Origin of the sequence: Chroococcidiopsis sp. CCALA 051 (genome assembly GCF_003015105.1) — a bacterium.
Taxonomy (GTDB): Bacteria; Cyanobacteriota; Cyanobacteriia; order Cyanobacteriales; family Chroococcidiopsidaceae; genus Chroococcidiopsis; species Chroococcidiopsis thermalis.
In genome coordinates, this window is record NZ_PYCI01000076.1 from 13,095 (window position 1) to 30,062 (window position 16,968).

19 protein-coding genes and 1 pseudogene are annotated in these 16,968 nt (G+C 44.9%); 13 read left to right on the forward strand and 7 right to left on the reverse strand.

Annotated features, from left to right (window positions below):
* Positions 1-123 precede the first annotated feature (123 nt).
* From C7Y66_RS31965 to C7Y66_RS18355, 4 genes are all read left to right on the forward strand, one after another.
* Positions 124-597 carry a hypothetical protein gene (locus C7Y66_RS31965; RefSeq protein ID WP_199197508.1) on the forward strand — a complete coding sequence of 158 codons (474 nt, stop codon included), beginning with the start codon at positions 124-126 and terminating at the stop codon, positions 595-597.
* Between the two features lie 3 nt (positions 598-600).
* Positions 601-1,125 (forward strand): helix-turn-helix transcriptional regulator, encoded by a 525-nt coding sequence (locus C7Y66_RS31970; protein WP_199197509.1) that lies wholly within the window; start codon positions 601-603, stop codon positions 1,123-1,125.
* A 150-nt stretch (positions 1,126-1,275) separates the two neighbouring features.
* Entirely contained in the window at positions 1,276-3,900 is a 2,625-nt protein-coding gene (locus tag C7Y66_RS18350; protein WP_106546693.1) for a TonB-dependent siderophore receptor, read from the forward strand.
* Between the two features lie 37 nt (positions 3,901-3,937).
* Complete coding sequence (locus tag C7Y66_RS18355; RefSeq protein ID WP_106546694.1) at positions 3,938-4,954, forward strand: iron-siderophore ABC transporter substrate-binding protein; 1,017 nt, start codon at positions 3,938-3,940, stop codon at positions 4,952-4,954.
* Between the two features lie 113 nt (positions 4,955-5,067).
* Here the strand turns inward: C7Y66_RS18355 and C7Y66_RS18360 are convergent, their stop codons facing one another.
* Positions 5,068-5,502 carry a PIN domain-containing protein gene (locus C7Y66_RS18360; protein WP_106546695.1) on the reverse strand — a complete coding sequence of 145 codons (435 nt, stop codon included), beginning with the start codon at positions 5,500-5,502 and terminating at the stop codon, positions 5,068-5,070.
* Complete coding sequence (locus tag C7Y66_RS18365; RefSeq protein ID WP_041462455.1) at positions 5,499-5,798, reverse strand: hypothetical protein; 300 nt, start codon at positions 5,796-5,798, stop codon at positions 5,499-5,501. Before C7Y66_RS18365 ends, C7Y66_RS18360 begins: the two co-directional genes overlap by 4 nt.
* Here C7Y66_RS18365 and C7Y66_RS33045 point away from each other — a divergent pair.
* From C7Y66_RS33045 to C7Y66_RS18375, 3 genes are all read left to right on the forward strand, one after another.
* Entirely contained in the window at positions 5,797-5,919 is a 123-nt protein-coding gene (locus C7Y66_RS33045) for a hypothetical protein (protein WP_255410012.1), read from the forward strand. The two genes, C7Y66_RS18365 and C7Y66_RS33045, sit on opposite strands and share 2 nt — an antisense overlap.
* 170 nt (positions 5,920-6,089) lie before the next feature.
* The gene (locus tag C7Y66_RS18370) at positions 6,090-6,392 is read left to right on the forward strand and encodes a DUF433 domain-containing protein (RefSeq protein WP_106546696.1); all 303 of its coding nucleotides are present in this window, start codon (positions 6,090-6,092) and stop codon (positions 6,390-6,392) included.
* A gap of 2 nt (positions 6,393-6,394) precedes the next feature.
* Positions 6,395-6,763, forward strand: a complete 369-nt coding sequence (locus C7Y66_RS18375; RefSeq protein WP_106546697.1) for a DUF5615 family PIN-like protein — start codon at positions 6,395-6,397, stop codon at positions 6,761-6,763.
* 147 nt (positions 6,764-6,910) lie between these two features.
* Here the strand turns inward: C7Y66_RS18375 and C7Y66_RS18380 are convergent, their stop codons facing one another.
* Positions 6,911-7,207: a XisI protein gene (locus C7Y66_RS18380; RefSeq protein ID WP_106546698.1), complete on the reverse strand. Its 297-nt coding sequence runs from the start codon at positions 7,205-7,207 to the stop codon at positions 6,911-6,913.
* Between the two features lie 30 nt (positions 7,208-7,237).
* Between C7Y66_RS18380 and C7Y66_RS18385 the strand changes: the two are divergent.
* The 4 genes and pseudogenes from C7Y66_RS18385 to cobO all read left to right on the forward strand — a co-directional run bounded on the left by C7Y66_RS18385 (position 7,238) and on the right by cobO (position 12,015).
* Positions 7,238-9,009: pseudogene (locus C7Y66_RS18385) on the forward strand (ABC transporter ATP-binding protein).
* A gap of 228 nt (positions 9,010-9,237) precedes the next feature.
* On the forward strand, positions 9,238-10,287 hold the full coding sequence (locus C7Y66_RS18390) for a glutathione S-transferase family protein (RefSeq protein WP_106546699.1): 1,050 nt from the start codon (positions 9,238-9,240) through the stop codon (positions 10,285-10,287).
* Between the two features lie 2 nt (positions 10,288-10,289).
* Positions 10,290-11,207: a histone deacetylase gene (locus C7Y66_RS18395; protein WP_106546700.1), complete on the forward strand. Its 918-nt coding sequence runs from the start codon at positions 10,290-10,292 to the stop codon at positions 11,205-11,207.
* A 136-nt stretch (positions 11,208-11,343) separates the two neighbouring features.
* A complete protein-coding gene (gene cobO, locus C7Y66_RS18400) occupies positions 11,344-12,015 on the forward strand; it encodes a cob(I)yrinic acid a,c-diamide adenosyltransferase (protein ID WP_106546701.1) in 672 nt (223 codons plus the stop codon).
* Positions 12,016-12,087: 72 nt separating this feature from the next.
* Here the strand turns inward: cobO and C7Y66_RS18405 are convergent, their stop codons facing one another.
* Together C7Y66_RS18405 and C7Y66_RS18410 are read right to left on the reverse strand one after the other, a co-directional pair.
* Positions 12,088-12,249 (reverse strand): YqaE/Pmp3 family membrane protein, encoded by a 162-nt coding sequence (locus tag C7Y66_RS18405; protein ID WP_015154571.1) that lies wholly within the window; start codon positions 12,247-12,249, stop codon positions 12,088-12,090.
* 170 nt (positions 12,250-12,419) lie between these two features.
* Entirely contained in the window at positions 12,420-12,779 is a 360-nt protein-coding gene (locus C7Y66_RS18410) for a translation initiation factor (protein WP_015154570.1), read from the reverse strand.
* 218 nt (positions 12,780-12,997) lie between these two features.
* Between C7Y66_RS18410 and C7Y66_RS18415 the strand changes: the two genes are divergently transcribed.
* A complete protein-coding gene (locus tag C7Y66_RS18415; RefSeq protein WP_106546702.1) occupies positions 12,998-13,846 on the forward strand; it encodes a peptidoglycan recognition family protein in 849 nt (282 codons plus the stop codon).
* An 88-nt stretch (positions 13,847-13,934) separates the two neighbouring features.
* Positions 13,935-14,225 carry a hypothetical protein gene (locus tag C7Y66_RS18420; protein ID WP_106546703.1) on the forward strand — a complete coding sequence of 97 codons (291 nt, stop codon included), beginning with the start codon at positions 13,935-13,937 and terminating at the stop codon, positions 14,223-14,225.
* Between the two features lie 69 nt (positions 14,226-14,294).
* Here C7Y66_RS18420 and C7Y66_RS18425 read toward each other — a convergent pair whose 3' ends face one another.
* Positions 14,295-14,921 (reverse strand): ribonuclease H-like domain-containing protein, encoded by a 627-nt coding sequence (locus tag C7Y66_RS18425; protein ID WP_106546704.1) that lies wholly within the window; start codon positions 14,919-14,921, stop codon positions 14,295-14,297.
* A 102-nt stretch (positions 14,922-15,023) separates the two neighbouring features.
* On the reverse strand, positions 15,024-16,968 hold a 1,945-nt coding region (locus C7Y66_RS18430; protein ID WP_106546705.1), incomplete at its 5' end, for a response regulator.

Sequence of the window (16,968 nt, forward strand, 5' to 3'; positions counted from 1 at the left end):
TATCTGTGTGTTGCATTCTTGTTTCAGATTGGTATGAGGCGTTTTGGGATTCGGGGCGATCGTGGTACACTATTGCAAATTATTATCACTCAAGTTAATTTGCGATCTTGATGTAGCGCCAGCATGACCCTGATTTTCACCCAATCCGACTGGGATGAACTGCACGAGCAGGCTCCTGTTACTTGTCCTGAGAACATAATTTTGGATGAGTTTGAGGAACTAGAGGGAGTGCCAGAGTACCTGGGACAGGGCTACGGTTGGGGAACAGAATTGTTGCCTGGTGTGTGGTTAAATTTCGCGGATATTGAATATCACCAAGATTCAGAGGTGAAGGTATCCGCTCACGAGCATCCGATTCAGATGACAATTTTTCTGTCAGGTTTTCTAGACTGTAATATTCATCCCACATTCGACAGGACTTGCAGCTATTTTTCGGGAAGTGGAATTTCGCCTGCCTATCTGGAGCGATATCGAAGTCCACAGCATTTAACCAGTATCAATATCGAGATTGAGCCAGACGTGATGGAATCGTTTTTCCTCAACGATCGCCAGCGACAGTCCGATTCGGTGAAGCAATTGTTCAAAGGGGAAGATTGAAAGGTGTCGTTTTATCCTCTAGTCACACCAGCCATGCGATCGCTCGCTCTCCAAATGTGGAATGCACCTTATCGGGGTGCGGCAAAACGGATGTATCTTCAAGGGAAGGTGTTTGAATTGTTGGCAATGCACCTTGATCTAATTGCGGAAGATGGGACGCAGAATCAATCTGCACCGAGTTTGAAACCAGAGACGATCGCACGGTTGCACTATGCAAAGGAAATTTTGACGACACAATTTGCTCAGCCTCTTTCGTTGCCCCAGTTAGCACAGCAGGTCGGGTTAACCCATCGTTCTCTGCAACGTGGGTTCCAAACTTTATTTAGCATGACAGTGATGGACTATTTGCAGCAGCGACGACTGGAGCAGGCAAAACAGTTATTGCGTCAGGGCGATCGCACGGTGGCTGAGGTGGCGATGCGAGTTGGTTACGGGCATTTGGGGAATTTTGCCAGCGCGTTTAAGCGGCAGTTTGGGATTACACCGAGCCAATGTCTGGCGGGAAAACGAGCGATTAAAGCAGACTGAGGATCGCGATCGCGCTTCGATGGTCGTTTTTTCGATCGCCGTTGTCGTTTTTTTGATAGACAGGGCGAGAGCAACTTCTTTACACTGCTTTTCAGGAATTATTAGAAGTGATTTGCAATAGAGCATTTCAGTAGGTGGAAGGAGTTGGCGATGAGCCTAGGGCGGTTGTCGGTGCGGTTATGGTTGGCAATTGTGGTAGTAGGTGGTGCGATCGCGCTTTTGTGCGGCACTCCGGCAAAAGGTGAGAAAGTGGGAGATATTCGAGAAGCTAACAAAAATCTTCCCCAACTGGGTGAAGTCGAGCTTCCCGCGACAAGCGCTCAAACACTCGTGCAGACAGCGATCGATCCCTCTTCTGTTGCCCCTGACCAAGGGGGTGTTGTATCAATTACAGGAGTGGTGGCAAATCCTACCGATAAAGGTGTAGAGATTGTTCTACAAACCACTCAGGGAAAAATACTCCAGCCTGTAACTCTGGTTTTAGGTAGAACCTATATTGCAAATATTCCCGATGCTGTACTAGCACTTCCCCAAGGAGGAGAGTTTCGTCAAGATAATCCTGCTAATGGTATTAATCGCGTAAGGGTAACTCAAGCCACCGCCAATAGTATTCGAGTCGCGGTGACAGGGGAAACGGCTTTACCGCAAGTGCAGTTGTATGACGCTCCAAATGAAGGATTAGTTTTTAGCTTTACACCAGGTACATCCGCCGCTCAAACTCCGCCACCACCAGAGGGTGAAACCCAGCCAGGAAAACCAACGGTTGACGAGCAGGAAATTGTGGTGACGGATGAGCAAGATGAGGGATATAACCCTTCGAGTGCTTCGACAGCAACGCGGACGGATACACCGTTGCGGGATATTCCCCAATCGATTCAGGTTGTACCGAGACAGGTACTCGAAGATCGCAACGTGAGAGATGTAACCCAGGCAGTGGAAACAGTCAGTGGTGTTGTTGAGTCTGGAGGTGTCTTGGGTACGCCTGGAATAGGCAGTAGCATCATTAGAGGATTTGCTCAGGCAACAGGTGACGGTGGAGGTGGAACCTTACGAAATGGCTTCCGCGACCTTGGTTTTTGGGGCTTGAGCGCAATCGAGACGGTTGAGCAAGTGGAAGTTCTCAAAGGACCCGCTTCAGTGTTATTTGGAGCGCTAGAACCAGGTGGAATCATTAACGTTGTCACTAAACAACCTCTGAGCGAACCTTATTACAAACTTGAATTTGAGGTAGGAAACCGTAATTTCTATCAGCCCACCATCGATTTTTCAGATCCACTGACAGAAGATGATACTTTACTTTATCGCTTCATTAGCAGTTATCAATCCTCAGATGGTATTCAAGATTTTGTTAAGAGCAACCTACTGACAATCGCACCTACAATTACTTTGAATTTAGGCGATCGCACAACTTTAAATTTATACTATGAGTATCTCAACTCCCTAGTAGATAGTACTGAGCAAAATGGCAGAATTAATAACACCATTTTTCCTAGAGATTTCTATCCAGGCTATCCTCAATACAACTCTTTTGAAGCAGTTACTCAAAGATATGGTTACACCTTAAAGCACGAATTTAGCGATAACTGGCAAATTCGTAACGCTTTTGGGGCAAATAATTCAGATTTTGAAGATCGCCGTAGTTATGGCTCTGAGCTAGTAGACGATCGGTTCCTAGTTATTACTACAGATGATGCTGAGTTTAGTTGGGATAATTATTTTGCCCAGATTGACTTACTTGGAAAATTTAATACGGGATCGATCGCACACCAACTCTTAGTAGGTTTTGATTACAATCACGTATCTAATATCCAAGAAGGTTTTGTTGGGGCTACCAATCTTCCCAATCTAGATATCTTGAATCCAAACTACGACAATATTCCAGAACCTATCTTCAGCTCATTTTTTGAAACCCGCGATACTATTGAATCTTATGGTATTTACATTCAGGATCAAATTTCTCTTCTGGACAATTTGAAGGTATTGATTGGTGGACGCTTTGATTGGGTTTCATCTCTGGCTGAGGGCGATCCCGATTTTAGACCAAATCGAGAAAGTAATAATAATGCCTTCAGTCCGCGATTTGGATTAGTATATCAGCCCAGCGACACTGTTTCGCTCTATGCCAGCTACAGCCGCTCTTTTCAACCTCCTCCTGTTTTCGGCTTATTCAACGCTGATGGTGAAGGTGAACCGTTCGAGCCAACCAAAGGAACTCAGTATGAAGTCGGCATTAAAACCGATTTTTTAGACAAAAGGCTTTCAGCAACATTAGCAGCTTACCAAATCACCAAAACAAACGTGACAACTCCCGATCCGATTGACTCTAGACTTTCAATTCAGACTGGAGAGCAACGCAGTCAAGGGATTGAGTTAGATGTTACAGGAGAGATTTTACCAGGGTGGAAGGCGATCGCATCCTACGCCTACACTGATGCCGAAGTTACCGAAGATAACACCACGCCAATCGGGAATAAATTACAAGGTGTGCCAGAGAATCAAGCGAGTCTTTGGACAACCTACGAGATCCAATCGGGCAATCTGGAGGGTTTGGGGTTTGGTCTAGGGCTATTTTATGTAGGTAATCGACAAGGAGATTTAGATAACTTTTTCACGTTAGGAGATTACTTTCGTACCGATGCGGCGCTTTACTACCGTCGGGGACAGTTGAATGCAGCGGTCAATATCCGTAATCTTTTTGATGTAGACTATTTCGACTCTTTTTCAAACAGACAAGAGCCTTTTACGATCGTTGGTTCTGTTAGTTGGGAGTTTTAACTCACGGCTGCGGTTAAAAGTTGGCTAAGGAATATCAATGAGAAACAGAGCTATCCGTAAAATTTCTTTATTTCTACTTTTCCTAACAGCCATTACTGTTGTCACAATCGCCGCCTGCAATAGTAATAGATCCTTGCTAGAGAAAGGACAAATCAGTTCAGCTACCATGCCAATTGACAAGTCAGAAATTGCAACAGCGCCAGTAGAAACAAAAGTAGCTAATCATGCTTTCGGTCAGATCGAAATTCCAGTTCATCCTCAGCGAGTTATTGTACTGGATGAGAGTATGCTGCTTGATTCTGCACTAGCACTGGGCATAAAGCCAGTGGGGTTTGCTCCTTGCTCTAATTGTCTAGAGAGTCATTCGGGAATACCTAGTGAATTAGTTGCTGACATTTCATCTGTGGGTGACATGAATCAACCCTCTCTAGAGAAAATTCTCTACCTAAAACCAGATCTGATTTTGTCTTATGAATGGCAAAGACAAATCTATCCACAACTTTCTGCGATCGCCCCTACAGTAGCGATTGAACCTGCTAGTGGAGTAGGCTTTAAAAAAGAAATAGCATACATTGCCCATGTGTTGGGAAGGAGCGATCGGGTCGAAGAGGTTCTGGCTAAGTATGAAGACCGAATCAAACAATTGCGACACCATTTACAGACAAAACTAGGAACGAAGAAAGTAGCTACTGTTCATCTTTACGGTTCACAGATTTCTGTTTGGAAACCAGATTTGAATACTTATAGCCAGATTATGAGCGATGCAGGTTTGCAGTTCATTCAGGCTCAAAAAGATCAGCAAGAGGATTGGTTAAATATAAGTATTGAGTTTTTGCCTAAGTACGATGCTGATTTTCTATTTATTGTAATAGTTTATGAAAAAGACTCTGAAAACCTAAACTCATTGTCATTCTTGAAACAACCACTTTGGTCAACCCTGAAAGCCGCTCAGAATAAACAAATATATGCAGTGCAGTGGGCTGGTATTGGAGGATCGATTGGGGCTAATCGCGTGATTGACGATCTCTATAAATATCTTGTCAAAGCTTCCTAAAATTATGCCCGATCGCACTCTCTTTATCTGCAAATAGGAGCGATCGCTTTTGATTTTCATAACACTTCTAATAGAGCCACTGAGTCATCAGGAAGGGCGATCGCTGACATCCTTCACTCAGGCATCTGTACTAGAACCGCAATCTCGTCTCCCAGGCGTGTAAAATCTTTAGGATTTAATGTCAAAATGCAATCGGCTTCAACCTTTAAAGCAGCCTGAGCAATGACTGCATCAAAAATACCCCCACCTCCGAGCTTTAGCGTCGTCATCAACGCAATTGCCTTCTGATACTCTTGCGTCAATAACGGCACAGGCTCTAGATATTCTAAAAGGTCTGCGATCGCTACCTCTGCTTCAGCAGGCAACACTCTTAAGGGTTGAGGCAAACGAGTAATTACAGCATAAATTTCCGCCAAACTATGAGTTGAAATGTAACCCTTTACCTCTCCCCGTCGCGCTAGTTCAAGTTTAGGAAAAGCTAAATTGTGACTGGTATGTTCGACCAACAAAGCTGCAATTAACACAGATGTATCGTACAAAATTTTCATGTATCAGCTTGCTCAATCTGATTCTGAAACCGCTCCTCTCTTACTTCATTAATGAATGCATTGATGTCAAACCCATGCAAATGTCCAGTTTCAATGACTAAAACCCCTTGCTTGCGATGCAACCGACTAGGCGCTTCCTCCACTGTTGCCATCTCTGGTTCTCGTGGTGCTGACCTTGCTGCTTCAGGCGATCGCTGCCGCTGCAATACCTTTAACAATTCTAAAAGTACCCCAACCAGATCGTCGGGTAATCGCTCAATTGCTTGAATCAGTTCCTCTTTTGGAGTCATTCTCATGCTATCTACTCACGACTCGCAGACTTGCTATTCTCATTTTATAGTTTTGGAAGATACTAGCAGCGATGCAGATAAATCAGTAGGCGATCGCCTCTACAACTACCTCGTCAACACACCCTAAATCTATGTCCAAACACCCATATTCAGTTATAAAACTTGCGATCGCACTTCATTTTTTATGGGCGATCGAGTTGTTGAAGCGGTGGGGGAGTGAGAGCCGAGGGCGATCGCTACCATTGCAGCTCTTACCTTTAGAATAGTCATAATCTTTACCCATAAAAATAACGGCAAATGACAACAACCACAGTAGATATTGGCACTTTGATCGACCGCACCCCAGGACTCCACGGCGGTGTCCTGCACATTTCAGGTAAAGGCGTAACGGTTCGACGCATAGTTTCCTGGTACAAGCGGGGGCTAGCGGCTGAGGAAATTGGCGATCGCATCGGAAATATTACGCTTGCCGAAGTTTACGCCGCTCTTGCCTATTACCACGCTAATGTTGCCGAAATCGAAGCTGATATTGCTCATCAAGCAGCAGAAGACCAACGCCTTGAAAAGTTAGATCGATCTTCTACAAGATCGATGGCATAGGCATGATTCGCCTCTATCTCGATGAAGATTCTCAAGATCGCTCGCTCCTAAGAGCGTTGCGTGCCCGTAACATTGATGCGATCGCAGTCCAAGAAACTCAAACCGAAGGCTTAGAAGGCTTAATTGATGTTGAACAGTTACGTTTAGCAACTAAGCAACGGCGAGTTCTCTACAGTCATAACATTGGAGATTTTTACCAGCTCCATACTGAATTCATTGCAAGTGGAGAAAAACACTCAGGAATTGCCCTCCTTACCCAAAATTACTCAGTCGGGGAGCAAGTTCGAGCGATTCTGGAATTCATCTCAAACAAGACTGCTGAAGAAATGGAAAGCCAACTGGAGTTTCTCAGCAAATACTTGAGAAGCTAAAAACTTTCAGTGATAACACAGGCACTAAATACTCTAAAAGGTCTGCGATCGCTACTTTGATGCAGATAAATCAGTATGCGATCGCCTCTACAACTAACTCGTCAATATTCAATAAATTCTACCTAAATACACTTTACTCTTTCACTTCTAACCCACTGCATAATCACTCATTTCTCGCATAAAAAGAGGATAAAATCCCAGCACGATATCTTGCTTCGGCACGCCCAAACTCACTAAATCGGCAGCAATATCATGCTCTGTTGAGTTGTAAAAAATCCAGATTTTCTCATTCCGAATATCGAGATGCATTACACAATGATGTACCCACCGATTATGATGCCAACCCAAATGCACAATCTGATAATGATTTCGCTGCGTATCAAAAATAGTCTCAACCTCAATATCACCGTAAGCAGGCTTATTTTCGGCATAGCTCTCATTCATCAATCAAACTTGATTTTTTCATCCTAAATAATGGCAAGCTCTACTCACCCTTTGCTACGTCTACTAAGTTATGCCAAACCCTATCGAACTCAAATAGGGAGTGCGATCGCCTGCTCGATTCTTCGCACTTTGTTCGATCTTGCCCCTGCCTATTTAATTGGCGTTGCCGTTGATGTGGTTGTCGAGCGTCAAACTTCGTTCATCGCTCGCTTTGGCATTCCAGATGTCGCCACTCAATTGCTGCTGCTGTCGCTGCTGACAATTGCCACTTGGGGCTTAGAATCGCTGACTCAATACGGAGCCGACAAGCTGTGGCGCAACTTAGCTCAAACCGTGCAGCACGAACTGCGAACCGATGCCTACAGCCATTTGCAACAGCTAGAACTGGGTTACTTTGAAGATCGCAGTACCGGAATGCTACTATCGGTTTTAAACGACGACATCAACCAGTTAGAACGCTTTCTTAACTTTGGCGCTCAAGATCTGCTGAGCTTTTTCACGTGGGTATTCGCTGTAGGCAGCAGTTTTGTCATTCTGGCTCCTGGGATCTCCTGGCTTGCCATGCTGCCCATTCCATTAATTTTGTGGGGGACGTTTGCTTTTCAGTCGCGTTTGGCTGACCGTTACGACGCAGTACGCGATCGCGCTGCTATCATTAGCGATCGCTTAGCTAACAATCTATCGGGCATCGCAACAATCAAAAGCTTCACCGCTGAAGATTACGAACGCAGTCGAGTTTACCAAGAAAGCGATGCCTACCGCAAAAGTAACACGAGGGCGATCGCCCTTTCTGCTGCCTTTGTGCCGCTAATTCGATTTCTGATTTTGCTGGGTTTTGTCACCACGCTGTATCTAGGTGGTATGGAAGTATTGGGCGATCGCCTCAGCGTTGGCACTTACGGCTTTATGGTGTTCATCGTTCAAGATCTGCTATGGCCCTTTACCGAATTGAGCGAAATTCTGGACGAATATCAACGGGCAATGGCATCGATTCGGCGAGTCATGGGATTGATGGCAACTCCAATTACAATGGCGGCTGGAACGCGATCTTTGCCGATGCAGCAGGTGCGCGGCGAAGTGCAAATCGATCGCGTGAGTTTCACCTATGACGGCTTTACTCCAGTACTCAAAAACATTTCACTGCACATTTGGGCTGGCGCAAGCATCGGCATTGTTGGCGCGACCGGATCGGGCAAAAGCACGCTAGCCAAGCTGCTGCTACGCTTTTATGAGGTGCAACAAGGCAGCATTCAAATCGATAGTATTGACATTCGAGCGCTTCAGTTGCGCGAGCTGCGAAGTTGCGTAGGTTGGGTAAGTCAAGATGTGTTTTTATTTCACGGTACGGTAGCAGATAATATTGCCTATGGTAGCTTTAGCGCTAGTCATGAAGCGATCGCTGATGCTGCCAAGTTAGCCGAAGCCCATGAATTTATTCTGGAATTACCACAAGGGTACGATACGATTGTGGGCGAACGGGGACAAAAGCTTTCTGGCAGACAAAGACAGCGAATTGCGTTAGCGAAGCTTAACGAAGTTATCGCCCGTGCCATTCTCAAAAACCCGCCAATTCTAATATTAGATGAAGCAACATCTGCGCTGGACAACGAAACCGAAGCCGCAATTCAAAAATCCTTAACCAAGATTACCCAAAATCGCACGACAATAGCCATTGCTCACCGACTTTAATTCGCCACAGCGATCGCATTTACGTCATGGACAAAGGTGAGATTGTCGAGCAGGGCAAACATGAGGAGTTACTGGCACTCGATCGCATTTATGCCAGTCTTTGGCGAGTGTAATCTGGCAGCAATTGACAATCGCTGGGTCGTTTATCTGTACAATTATTGTTAATGATTTGCAGTTACAATCTAAGATAGAGTGCAGCTAGATTCAGGTTCTAGTACCGAAAGATGTGAAGATTCATGTCCTTTTATTCGCATTTCCTTACTTTGCCAACTTTCTAAGCTTTTATAGACGGTCGAGCGAGAAAGCCAAGCTGACAATAAATCGTTGATTTTTGTCTGAAAATGAGCGCTGATAACCAAAATGTAACTGCTACCAAACCCAAGCAGAAAGGGAAATCTCTACCACCCAAGTTAATTATCTGGTTGGGCAAATTTGTTTGGACAACACTTTGGCAGTTGATGATGTCGCAGCTTGCACCCCGTGGTAAATCGGGGGAATATCTTCGTCCTAGCAGTCAGTTTCGCGACTCTATTGGTATAGACAGTCCTTACCCACCAGCAACAGGACGCTACCAACTTTTCGTCGGACTTAGTTGCCCTTGGGCGCACAGAACGCTCGTGGTACGATCGCTCAAGGGTTTAGAAGATGCCATCTCAGTTGCGATCGCCACACCCGATCCAATTCAAGGCGGTTGGGTACTACCTCAGCAAGAAGAAGGCTGTCGCAGCCTAGCAGAGTTGTATCAGTTGGCAAAATCAGGATATCAAGGACGCTGTACGGTTCCCGTCTTATGGGATAAACAAACAAAGGCGATCGTCAATAATGAGAGTGCAGAAATTATTGTCATCTTAAATAATGCCTTTAACGAGTTTGCCCAGCATCCAGAGTTAGAGCTTTATCCTGAAGATTTGCGAGAAAAGATTGATTGGTGGAATGAAAAAATTTACCATGCTGTCAATAATGGGGTATACCGCTGCGGTTTGGCTCAGACACAAGCGGCATACTTAGAAGCTTGCAACGAATTATTCGCAACATTAGACGAAATTGATGCGGTCTTGGCAAACAGTCGGTATCTATGTGGCGATTGCGTAACTCTAGCAGACATCCGGCTATTCACCACTCTATTTCGGTTTGATATCGCCTACTACGGCATATTTAAATGCAACCGCCGCCGCATTCAAGACTATCAACACTTAGGATCGTATCTGCGCGATTTGTATCAATTACCTGGGGTGGCTGATACTTGCGATTTAGAAAGTGTCAAGCAAGATTACTACGGCAATCTATTTCCCTTAAATCCTGGTGGGATTATTCCCGCAGGTCCAGATATGTCAAGCTTACTTGTACCGCATGGGAGAGAAAATATAGGGAAGTCAACTGCTAGTAGCTAAGCATGGATTTACCCCTGGTCTATCACCCCGATTACGTCGTTCCCTTACCCGATACTCATCGCTTTCCCATGCCGAAGTTTCAGTTGCTTTACGAGTTACTGATAGCTGATGGCGTAGCGTATCCAGAACAATTTCAGATTCCCGAACGTCCGCCGCAGGCTTGGATTGAGTTGGTACACCTACCAGAATACGTCCAGGCTTATTGTACCGGGACGCTAGATGCTAAATCACAGAGGCGCATTGGATTACCTTGGAGTCCAGCTTTAGCCAACCGTACTTGTGTTGCAGTCGGAGGAACTGTTTTAACCGCCAAGTTAGCGTTAGAGTGCGGATTAGCTTGCAATACAGCAGGAGGAACCCATCATGCTTTTCCCAGTTATGGTTCTGGTTTCTGTATTTTTAACGATTTAGCGATCGCCACTCGCGTATTACAAGAATTAAATCTCGTCCGCAAAGTTTTGATTGTAGATTTAGACGTACATCAAGGCGATGGCACTGCTTTTATTTTTCAAAATGACCCCAGCGTGTTTACGTTCTCGATGCATTGCGAAATTAATTTTCCTGGGACAAAACAGAAAAGCGATTTAGACGTGCCTTTACCAGAAGGCATGGAAGACGATGAATATTTGCAAACGCTAGCTCAATATCTACCAGATTTACTATCAAGGATTCAGCCAGATTTAGTATTATACGATGCCGGAGTCGATCCGCATATAGGCGATCGCTTGGGGAAATTAGCTTTAACGAATACTGGTTTATTTCGCCGCGACATGCAAGTTTTGAGTACCTGCGTTGCGGCTGGCTATCCTGTTGCCTGCGTCATTGGTGGCGGGTATGCAGAAGATATGACATCTCTCGTTTACCGTCATTCCCTCGTCCATCGCGCCGCTAGCGAGGTTTTTCATCAATATCGCTTGTGAAAGGGAGTAGGGAGAAGGAGGACAAGGAGGACAAGGAGGACAAGGGAGCAATTCTAGTCACCAGCCACTGTCAACCAACAATTAAATTCAAATCAAACTATCCTAAAATTATCCCAGTCTGTTTATTGTCAACCTGATGCCAACCAACTCTCAATCCGATCGCATCTTAGAAACCACCAGCGATGTCGCCGTCACAGAATCATCCTCGCTGACAGCAGAACAGTATCGCCAAAAAATGCAGCGCCGCCAACAGATACAACACGATCGCGTTGCTAAAGCCTCAAAAGAAAAAGGCTTAATTATTGTCAATACGGGTAACGGTAAAGGGAAAACCACAGCAGCTTTAGGTATGGTACTGCGATCGCTCGGTCACGGCTATCGCGTGGCGATCGTGCAATTTATTAAAGGTGCTTGGGAACCTGCGGAAAAAGCTATTTTCAGTCAGTTTGGCGATCGCTTAGAATTTCATGCTATGGGAGAGGGTTTTACTTGGGAAACCCAAGATCGCGATCGCGATCTCCAAAATGCTAAGGCAGCGTGGCAACAAGGATTAGCATACATCCTCAACTCAGATTTTAATCTAGTGTTATTAGATGAAATTAACGTAGCACTTAAACTTGGATATTTAGAAATAGGAGAAATCTTAACTGGATTGGAGCAAAAACCAGTCAATAGTCATGTTATTTTAACGGGAAGAGGCGCACCCGCCGCGTTAATCGAAAAAGCAGATTTGGTCACGGAAATGACTTTAGTTAAACATCCTTTCCGCGAACAAGGTGTCAAAGCTCAACCAGGAATTGAATATTAGCAGTGATTAGTGGCTAGTAACTAGTGACTGGTGAGTGGAATCGAGCCACTAGCCACTCACTATTACCAATTACTACTTCTTAGAAAGAATGATCCAAACAGCATGAACAATACCAGGAACGTATCCCAGTAGCGTTAACAGAACATTAATCCAAAAATCAATTCCCAAACCCACTTGTAAAAAAACGCCTAGTGGTGGTAAAAAAATGGCACACAGCAAACGAATAATGTCCATTTCATCCTCCCATATAGTAAGTGTGTGAAAGTAACTTACTGGCTGCAATAAGCACAGACAAGCTACCGTATTCCACCACTATAGGTTGACATAATGGTTAAAACTGTGACATCACCATTGAGATAGATTTGATTCTAGCGATCGTCTAAAATCCAAAATATAACATCTTCTCAGCCGCCACTAATCTTGACTTTGTAACCGATTTGAGTCAAAACTTGCAATAATTTTTGCTTGTGGTCGCCTTGAATTTCAATTTCATTTTCTTTCACCGTACCGCCAGCACCACACTGAGATTTGAGCTGTTTGAGCAATGCTGTTAGAGTTTCTGGCTTGGCTTGAAAACCAGTGATGACAGTGACAGTCTTTCCCTTACGTCCAGCGCGAGAAGATTGGACGCGCAGGTTTTGCTGAGAGGGTGGTAAGTCTGGAACAGCTCTTTCTGTAGCCGCCGAGTTGTCGCCACCAAATTCACGGTAGACGACTTTTTCTTGTTTGTTAGAATTAGACGATTTACGCTTTTCGGTTGACATAAATGCGATCGCTCTATGGGTAAAGATTTTTGTAGTGTCTGTAACTATTCCACTGTAAAACAGTCTTGATGCAGAAATAAATATCATCATCCAAAAGAGTGACATAAGCGAGCAGGGAGCAATCGAGCAGGGGAGCGGAGGAGCAGAGGAGAATCACAACCAATTACCCATTACCAACTACCAATTACCAACTACCAATTACCAATATTTACACTTCAATGGAAATCAGGGTTTGGAAAACGAGAGCTTTACTAATATTTGTTCTATCTTTATGCGTTGCTGTAGCATTTGCTCTATTTCCTCAAACACCAGAGTTACAACAAATAGATGCATCTGTTTTACCTGCTGTCCCTGTATCCTACGAAGAGACAGTTGTGCCTGCGCCTGAAGCTCCACAGCAACAAAAGCCACAAAAGGTTGACAATTCTTCCCAAGAGTCACGGGTAGCTAATGCTACTACTGCTACTAGATATAAACCAAGATATCAGATTGCCTGGGCGCATCCGCTCAATTATGGCGATCGCTTCGCCACAGATATTTACGGCAAACCAGTCTACAACCAACCAATTATCGTTTTGCACGAGACTGTTTACTCCGCCGCTTCTGCAATCAATACCTTCCGAACTCCACACCAGCAAGACGATAAACAAGTTAGCTACCATACCCTAATTGGGTTAGATGGTACGGTAATATACATAGTCCCGCCAGAAAAACGAGCTTTTGGAGCAGCAAATTCTGTCTTTATAGGTAGTAATGGAGCTGAAACCGTCAAAACTCATCCCAGTCTTGCATCTTCAGTCAATAATTTTGCCTATCATGTCTCGCTAGAAACTCCAGTAGACGGACGCGATCGCGATCGCCGTCACAGTGGTTATACTCAAGCTCAATATAAATCTCTCGCTTGGTTAATTGCTCAAAGTAAAGTTCCTGATGCAAGAATTACTACTCATAAAGCAGTCGATCGCTCTGGTAGTAGAAGCGATCCGCGCTCTTTCGATCGCCGGAAGTTTCTCAGTTTGTTGCACGCTTATAGAGGAATAAGTCGTAAGCCAAAAGTTAAAAGTTAAAAGTTAAAAGTCAAAAGTCAAAAGTTAAAAGTCAAAACCAATCGCTAGTCACCACTCACTTGCTACTAATAATTGATAACTAAAAAAAATGGCTTTAAACTCCGATGAATTCAAACATCGCCTTTTGCCTCAAGCAACAACCTTGGTTGAAAAGGCAGTAGGAACGGCTAATTCAGTCGTACTTGAGGCTCTGCTTGATGCCTGCTATCTTTTGGAAAATAGCTCGAATAGCAATGCACCCATAGTCGCGATTGAGCGAGACGTTCGTACCGATACGGGAACCTATCATCTATTCGTCCGCCGCCTTAACACTAGCATTCCTACGGGTAAATTCCAAATTTTGATCGTCCGCGAACTAGCATCTGGCTTAATTCAGTGAGCAGTTATCAGTTATCAGTTCTTTTGACTTTTGACTTTTGACTTTTGACTTTTACTTTTGACTTTTAAATTAATGCTCGAATAAATCTTTGAATTGCAACAAATCAAGCACAACAATGGTTGGCAAAGTTTGAAAACAGGTTTGCGCGAGTTCCCAGCGTTCTTCTCGTTTGAGCATTTCTATGAGTTTTTGCCGCAATGAGATTAAATAGCGGACATCATTAGCGGCATAGCGGAGTTGTTCTTCAGATAAATTTGCTGCATTTCCCCAGTCGGAACTTTGAGCGCTTTTATCAAGTTCTACCAGTTCTAATTCTTGCACTAATTCTTTCAAACTGTGGCGATTTGTGTATGTCCGCACTAATTTACTAGCAATTTTCGTACAAAAAATCGGTGCGACTTGAATACCGAGATGATGTTTTAGGGTGGCAAGATCGAACCGTGCAAAATGAAAAATTTTCTCGATATCTGCTTCTAATAATTGTTTTAAATTAGGTGCGTCCGTTTGTCCTTTGGCAATGCGGACAACCGCAACTCTGCCCCGATTATCGCACAACTGTACCAAACAAAGGCGATCGCGGTGGACGAGCAAACCCATTGTTTCCGTATCTACTGCAATTGCCGTAGCATCCATGAATTGAGCCAAAGCCTCATTGCTCAAGTCGCGATCGCAAATCTGAAAATCTTCCCCTACCATTGCCCTACCTAACTCGATCCTTCGTTACTAAAATACTACAAGGGAGCAGGGAGCAGGGAGCAGGGAGTAGTCAGTTTTGATTTTTAACTTTTGACTTTTGACTTACATACGACTTACAAAAGAGCCTACTTTACTCAACAATTCAGGGGTCGTAAATCCTTTGGTGAGGTAATCTGTTGCACCGACGCGCCGCGCTTCGTTGCTCCATTCTTCTGATAAACGGGAAGAAATGACAAGAGCAGGTAATTTCATGCCTGCTTGCCGACAGCGATCGATCAGGGTGAAACCGTCCATCCCTGGCATCTCAATATCGGTAATTAACAAAGCTGGTACGGAATGGCTAGAGAGCCAAGTCCATGCTTCTAAACCGTCGCGACAAGTCTCAACTGTGTAACCGTTTGCAGTCAAACTTGCTTCAATTCGCCGCCTCACCAGCGCTGCGTCATCAACAACGAGAATAGTACGACTAGCAGCAGGAAGCTCAGCAAATATTTCTGCTAGATCGAAGCTAGGAATGACAGTTCGATCGTCATCTCCAATGGGATTCATCCACAGATGTGCTGCTAGAGATGCAGGTTCTAAAACCGCGATCGACGTTCCATCAGTTTGTAAAGTTACCCCCATCATCCCTATAGGTGAAATTAACGGACTGGGTAAAGACTCGATCAACAATTCTGACTGTTCTAGCAAGTCATCTGCTAGCAACCAAGCGTCTCGTTCAGCTGCCGTGGAGGAGAAAGTAGAACGCACCCGCAAGCAAATGGCTGTATCTGACAACGGACGGTTGGCTCTCGCTCCTGGTTGCCAGTATTCTAATAAGTCAAGACATGGTATTGAAGCTTCATCTTGAGTTACAAACCAGTTAGGAGCGCTAGACATCGGGTCGCGATCGCTGGGCGTTGCTGATAAATTACTCCAAAGAGTCGTGGTGACGATCTCCTCGGCAGGAATAGCAAAGTTGCGATCGCCTGCCTGTACCAAGACGCAGCGTACTAATAAGTGCGGGACGGGAACCTGCATCTGAAAAGTCGTCCCTGCTCCCAGTACCGTTTTCAAGTTGAGATGTCCGCCGATGCTAGCAATTTGGGTGGCAACTACGTCCATCCCTACCCCGCGTCCAGAAATATCACTCACTTCGCTGCGAGAGCTAAAGCCAGATTGACAGAGAACGGCAAGCAAATCGGCGGGGGTATCGGTACGAGTCAGGGGTAGTCCTCGCGCTTGGGCAAGTTGGGAAATCTTGCTGGCATCAATGCCACCTCCGTCATCTTGCAAAGATAGCAGGTAAAATTTACCTTGGCGGCGTAGCGATAAGATAATCGTGCCTTGTTCCGGTTTCCCTAATGCTAGGCGATCGGCAGCAGACTCTAAAGCATGGTCGTAGGCGTTACGCATTAAGTGTAACAGAGCTGGCTCTAGGTGTTGTACCGTACCAGCATCGAGTTCCAAGTGTTCCCCCTGTACGATTAACTGAGCTGGCTTACCAAAGCGATTGATCAGATCGCGGAGAATACCCTTCGCCCGAAAACCCAAAACCTTAAATGGGATCAGCCGACTTTCTTCTACTGTTTGTTGGAGGTTGAGGACATTGCGATCTAACAATTGCAAACTATCTGCTGTTAGCCGCGAACTTGTCGCTGCTTCTGCGCCCAATTCTGACAGGCGCAAACTCACTTCTAGCAGGCGATTGACAATCGTATAACCTTGACGATATCGCTCTAAAGCTGGAGCCGTTGACACACTAGAGCGCTGTTGCTGTAAGTTATCTAAAAGGGCGTAATCGTCTTGAACTTGTCGTAACTGCGTCAGGTATTGCACGCTATCTTGCGCCAGCGACAGCAGTTGTCCGATTTGCGTCTGCAACGATTGATAAAATCCTTGCACTGCCCTTGCAGATAATAGCGTCTCCACCAAACGCTGAGACGATCGCTCCAAGCGTTCTAGAGGGACGGGGACTTGGATATTTGTTTCGGTAGTTGGTTGTTGGTAATTGGTAATTGGTAATTGGTAATTGGTAGTTGCTCCCTTGTCCCCCTTGTCCCCCTTG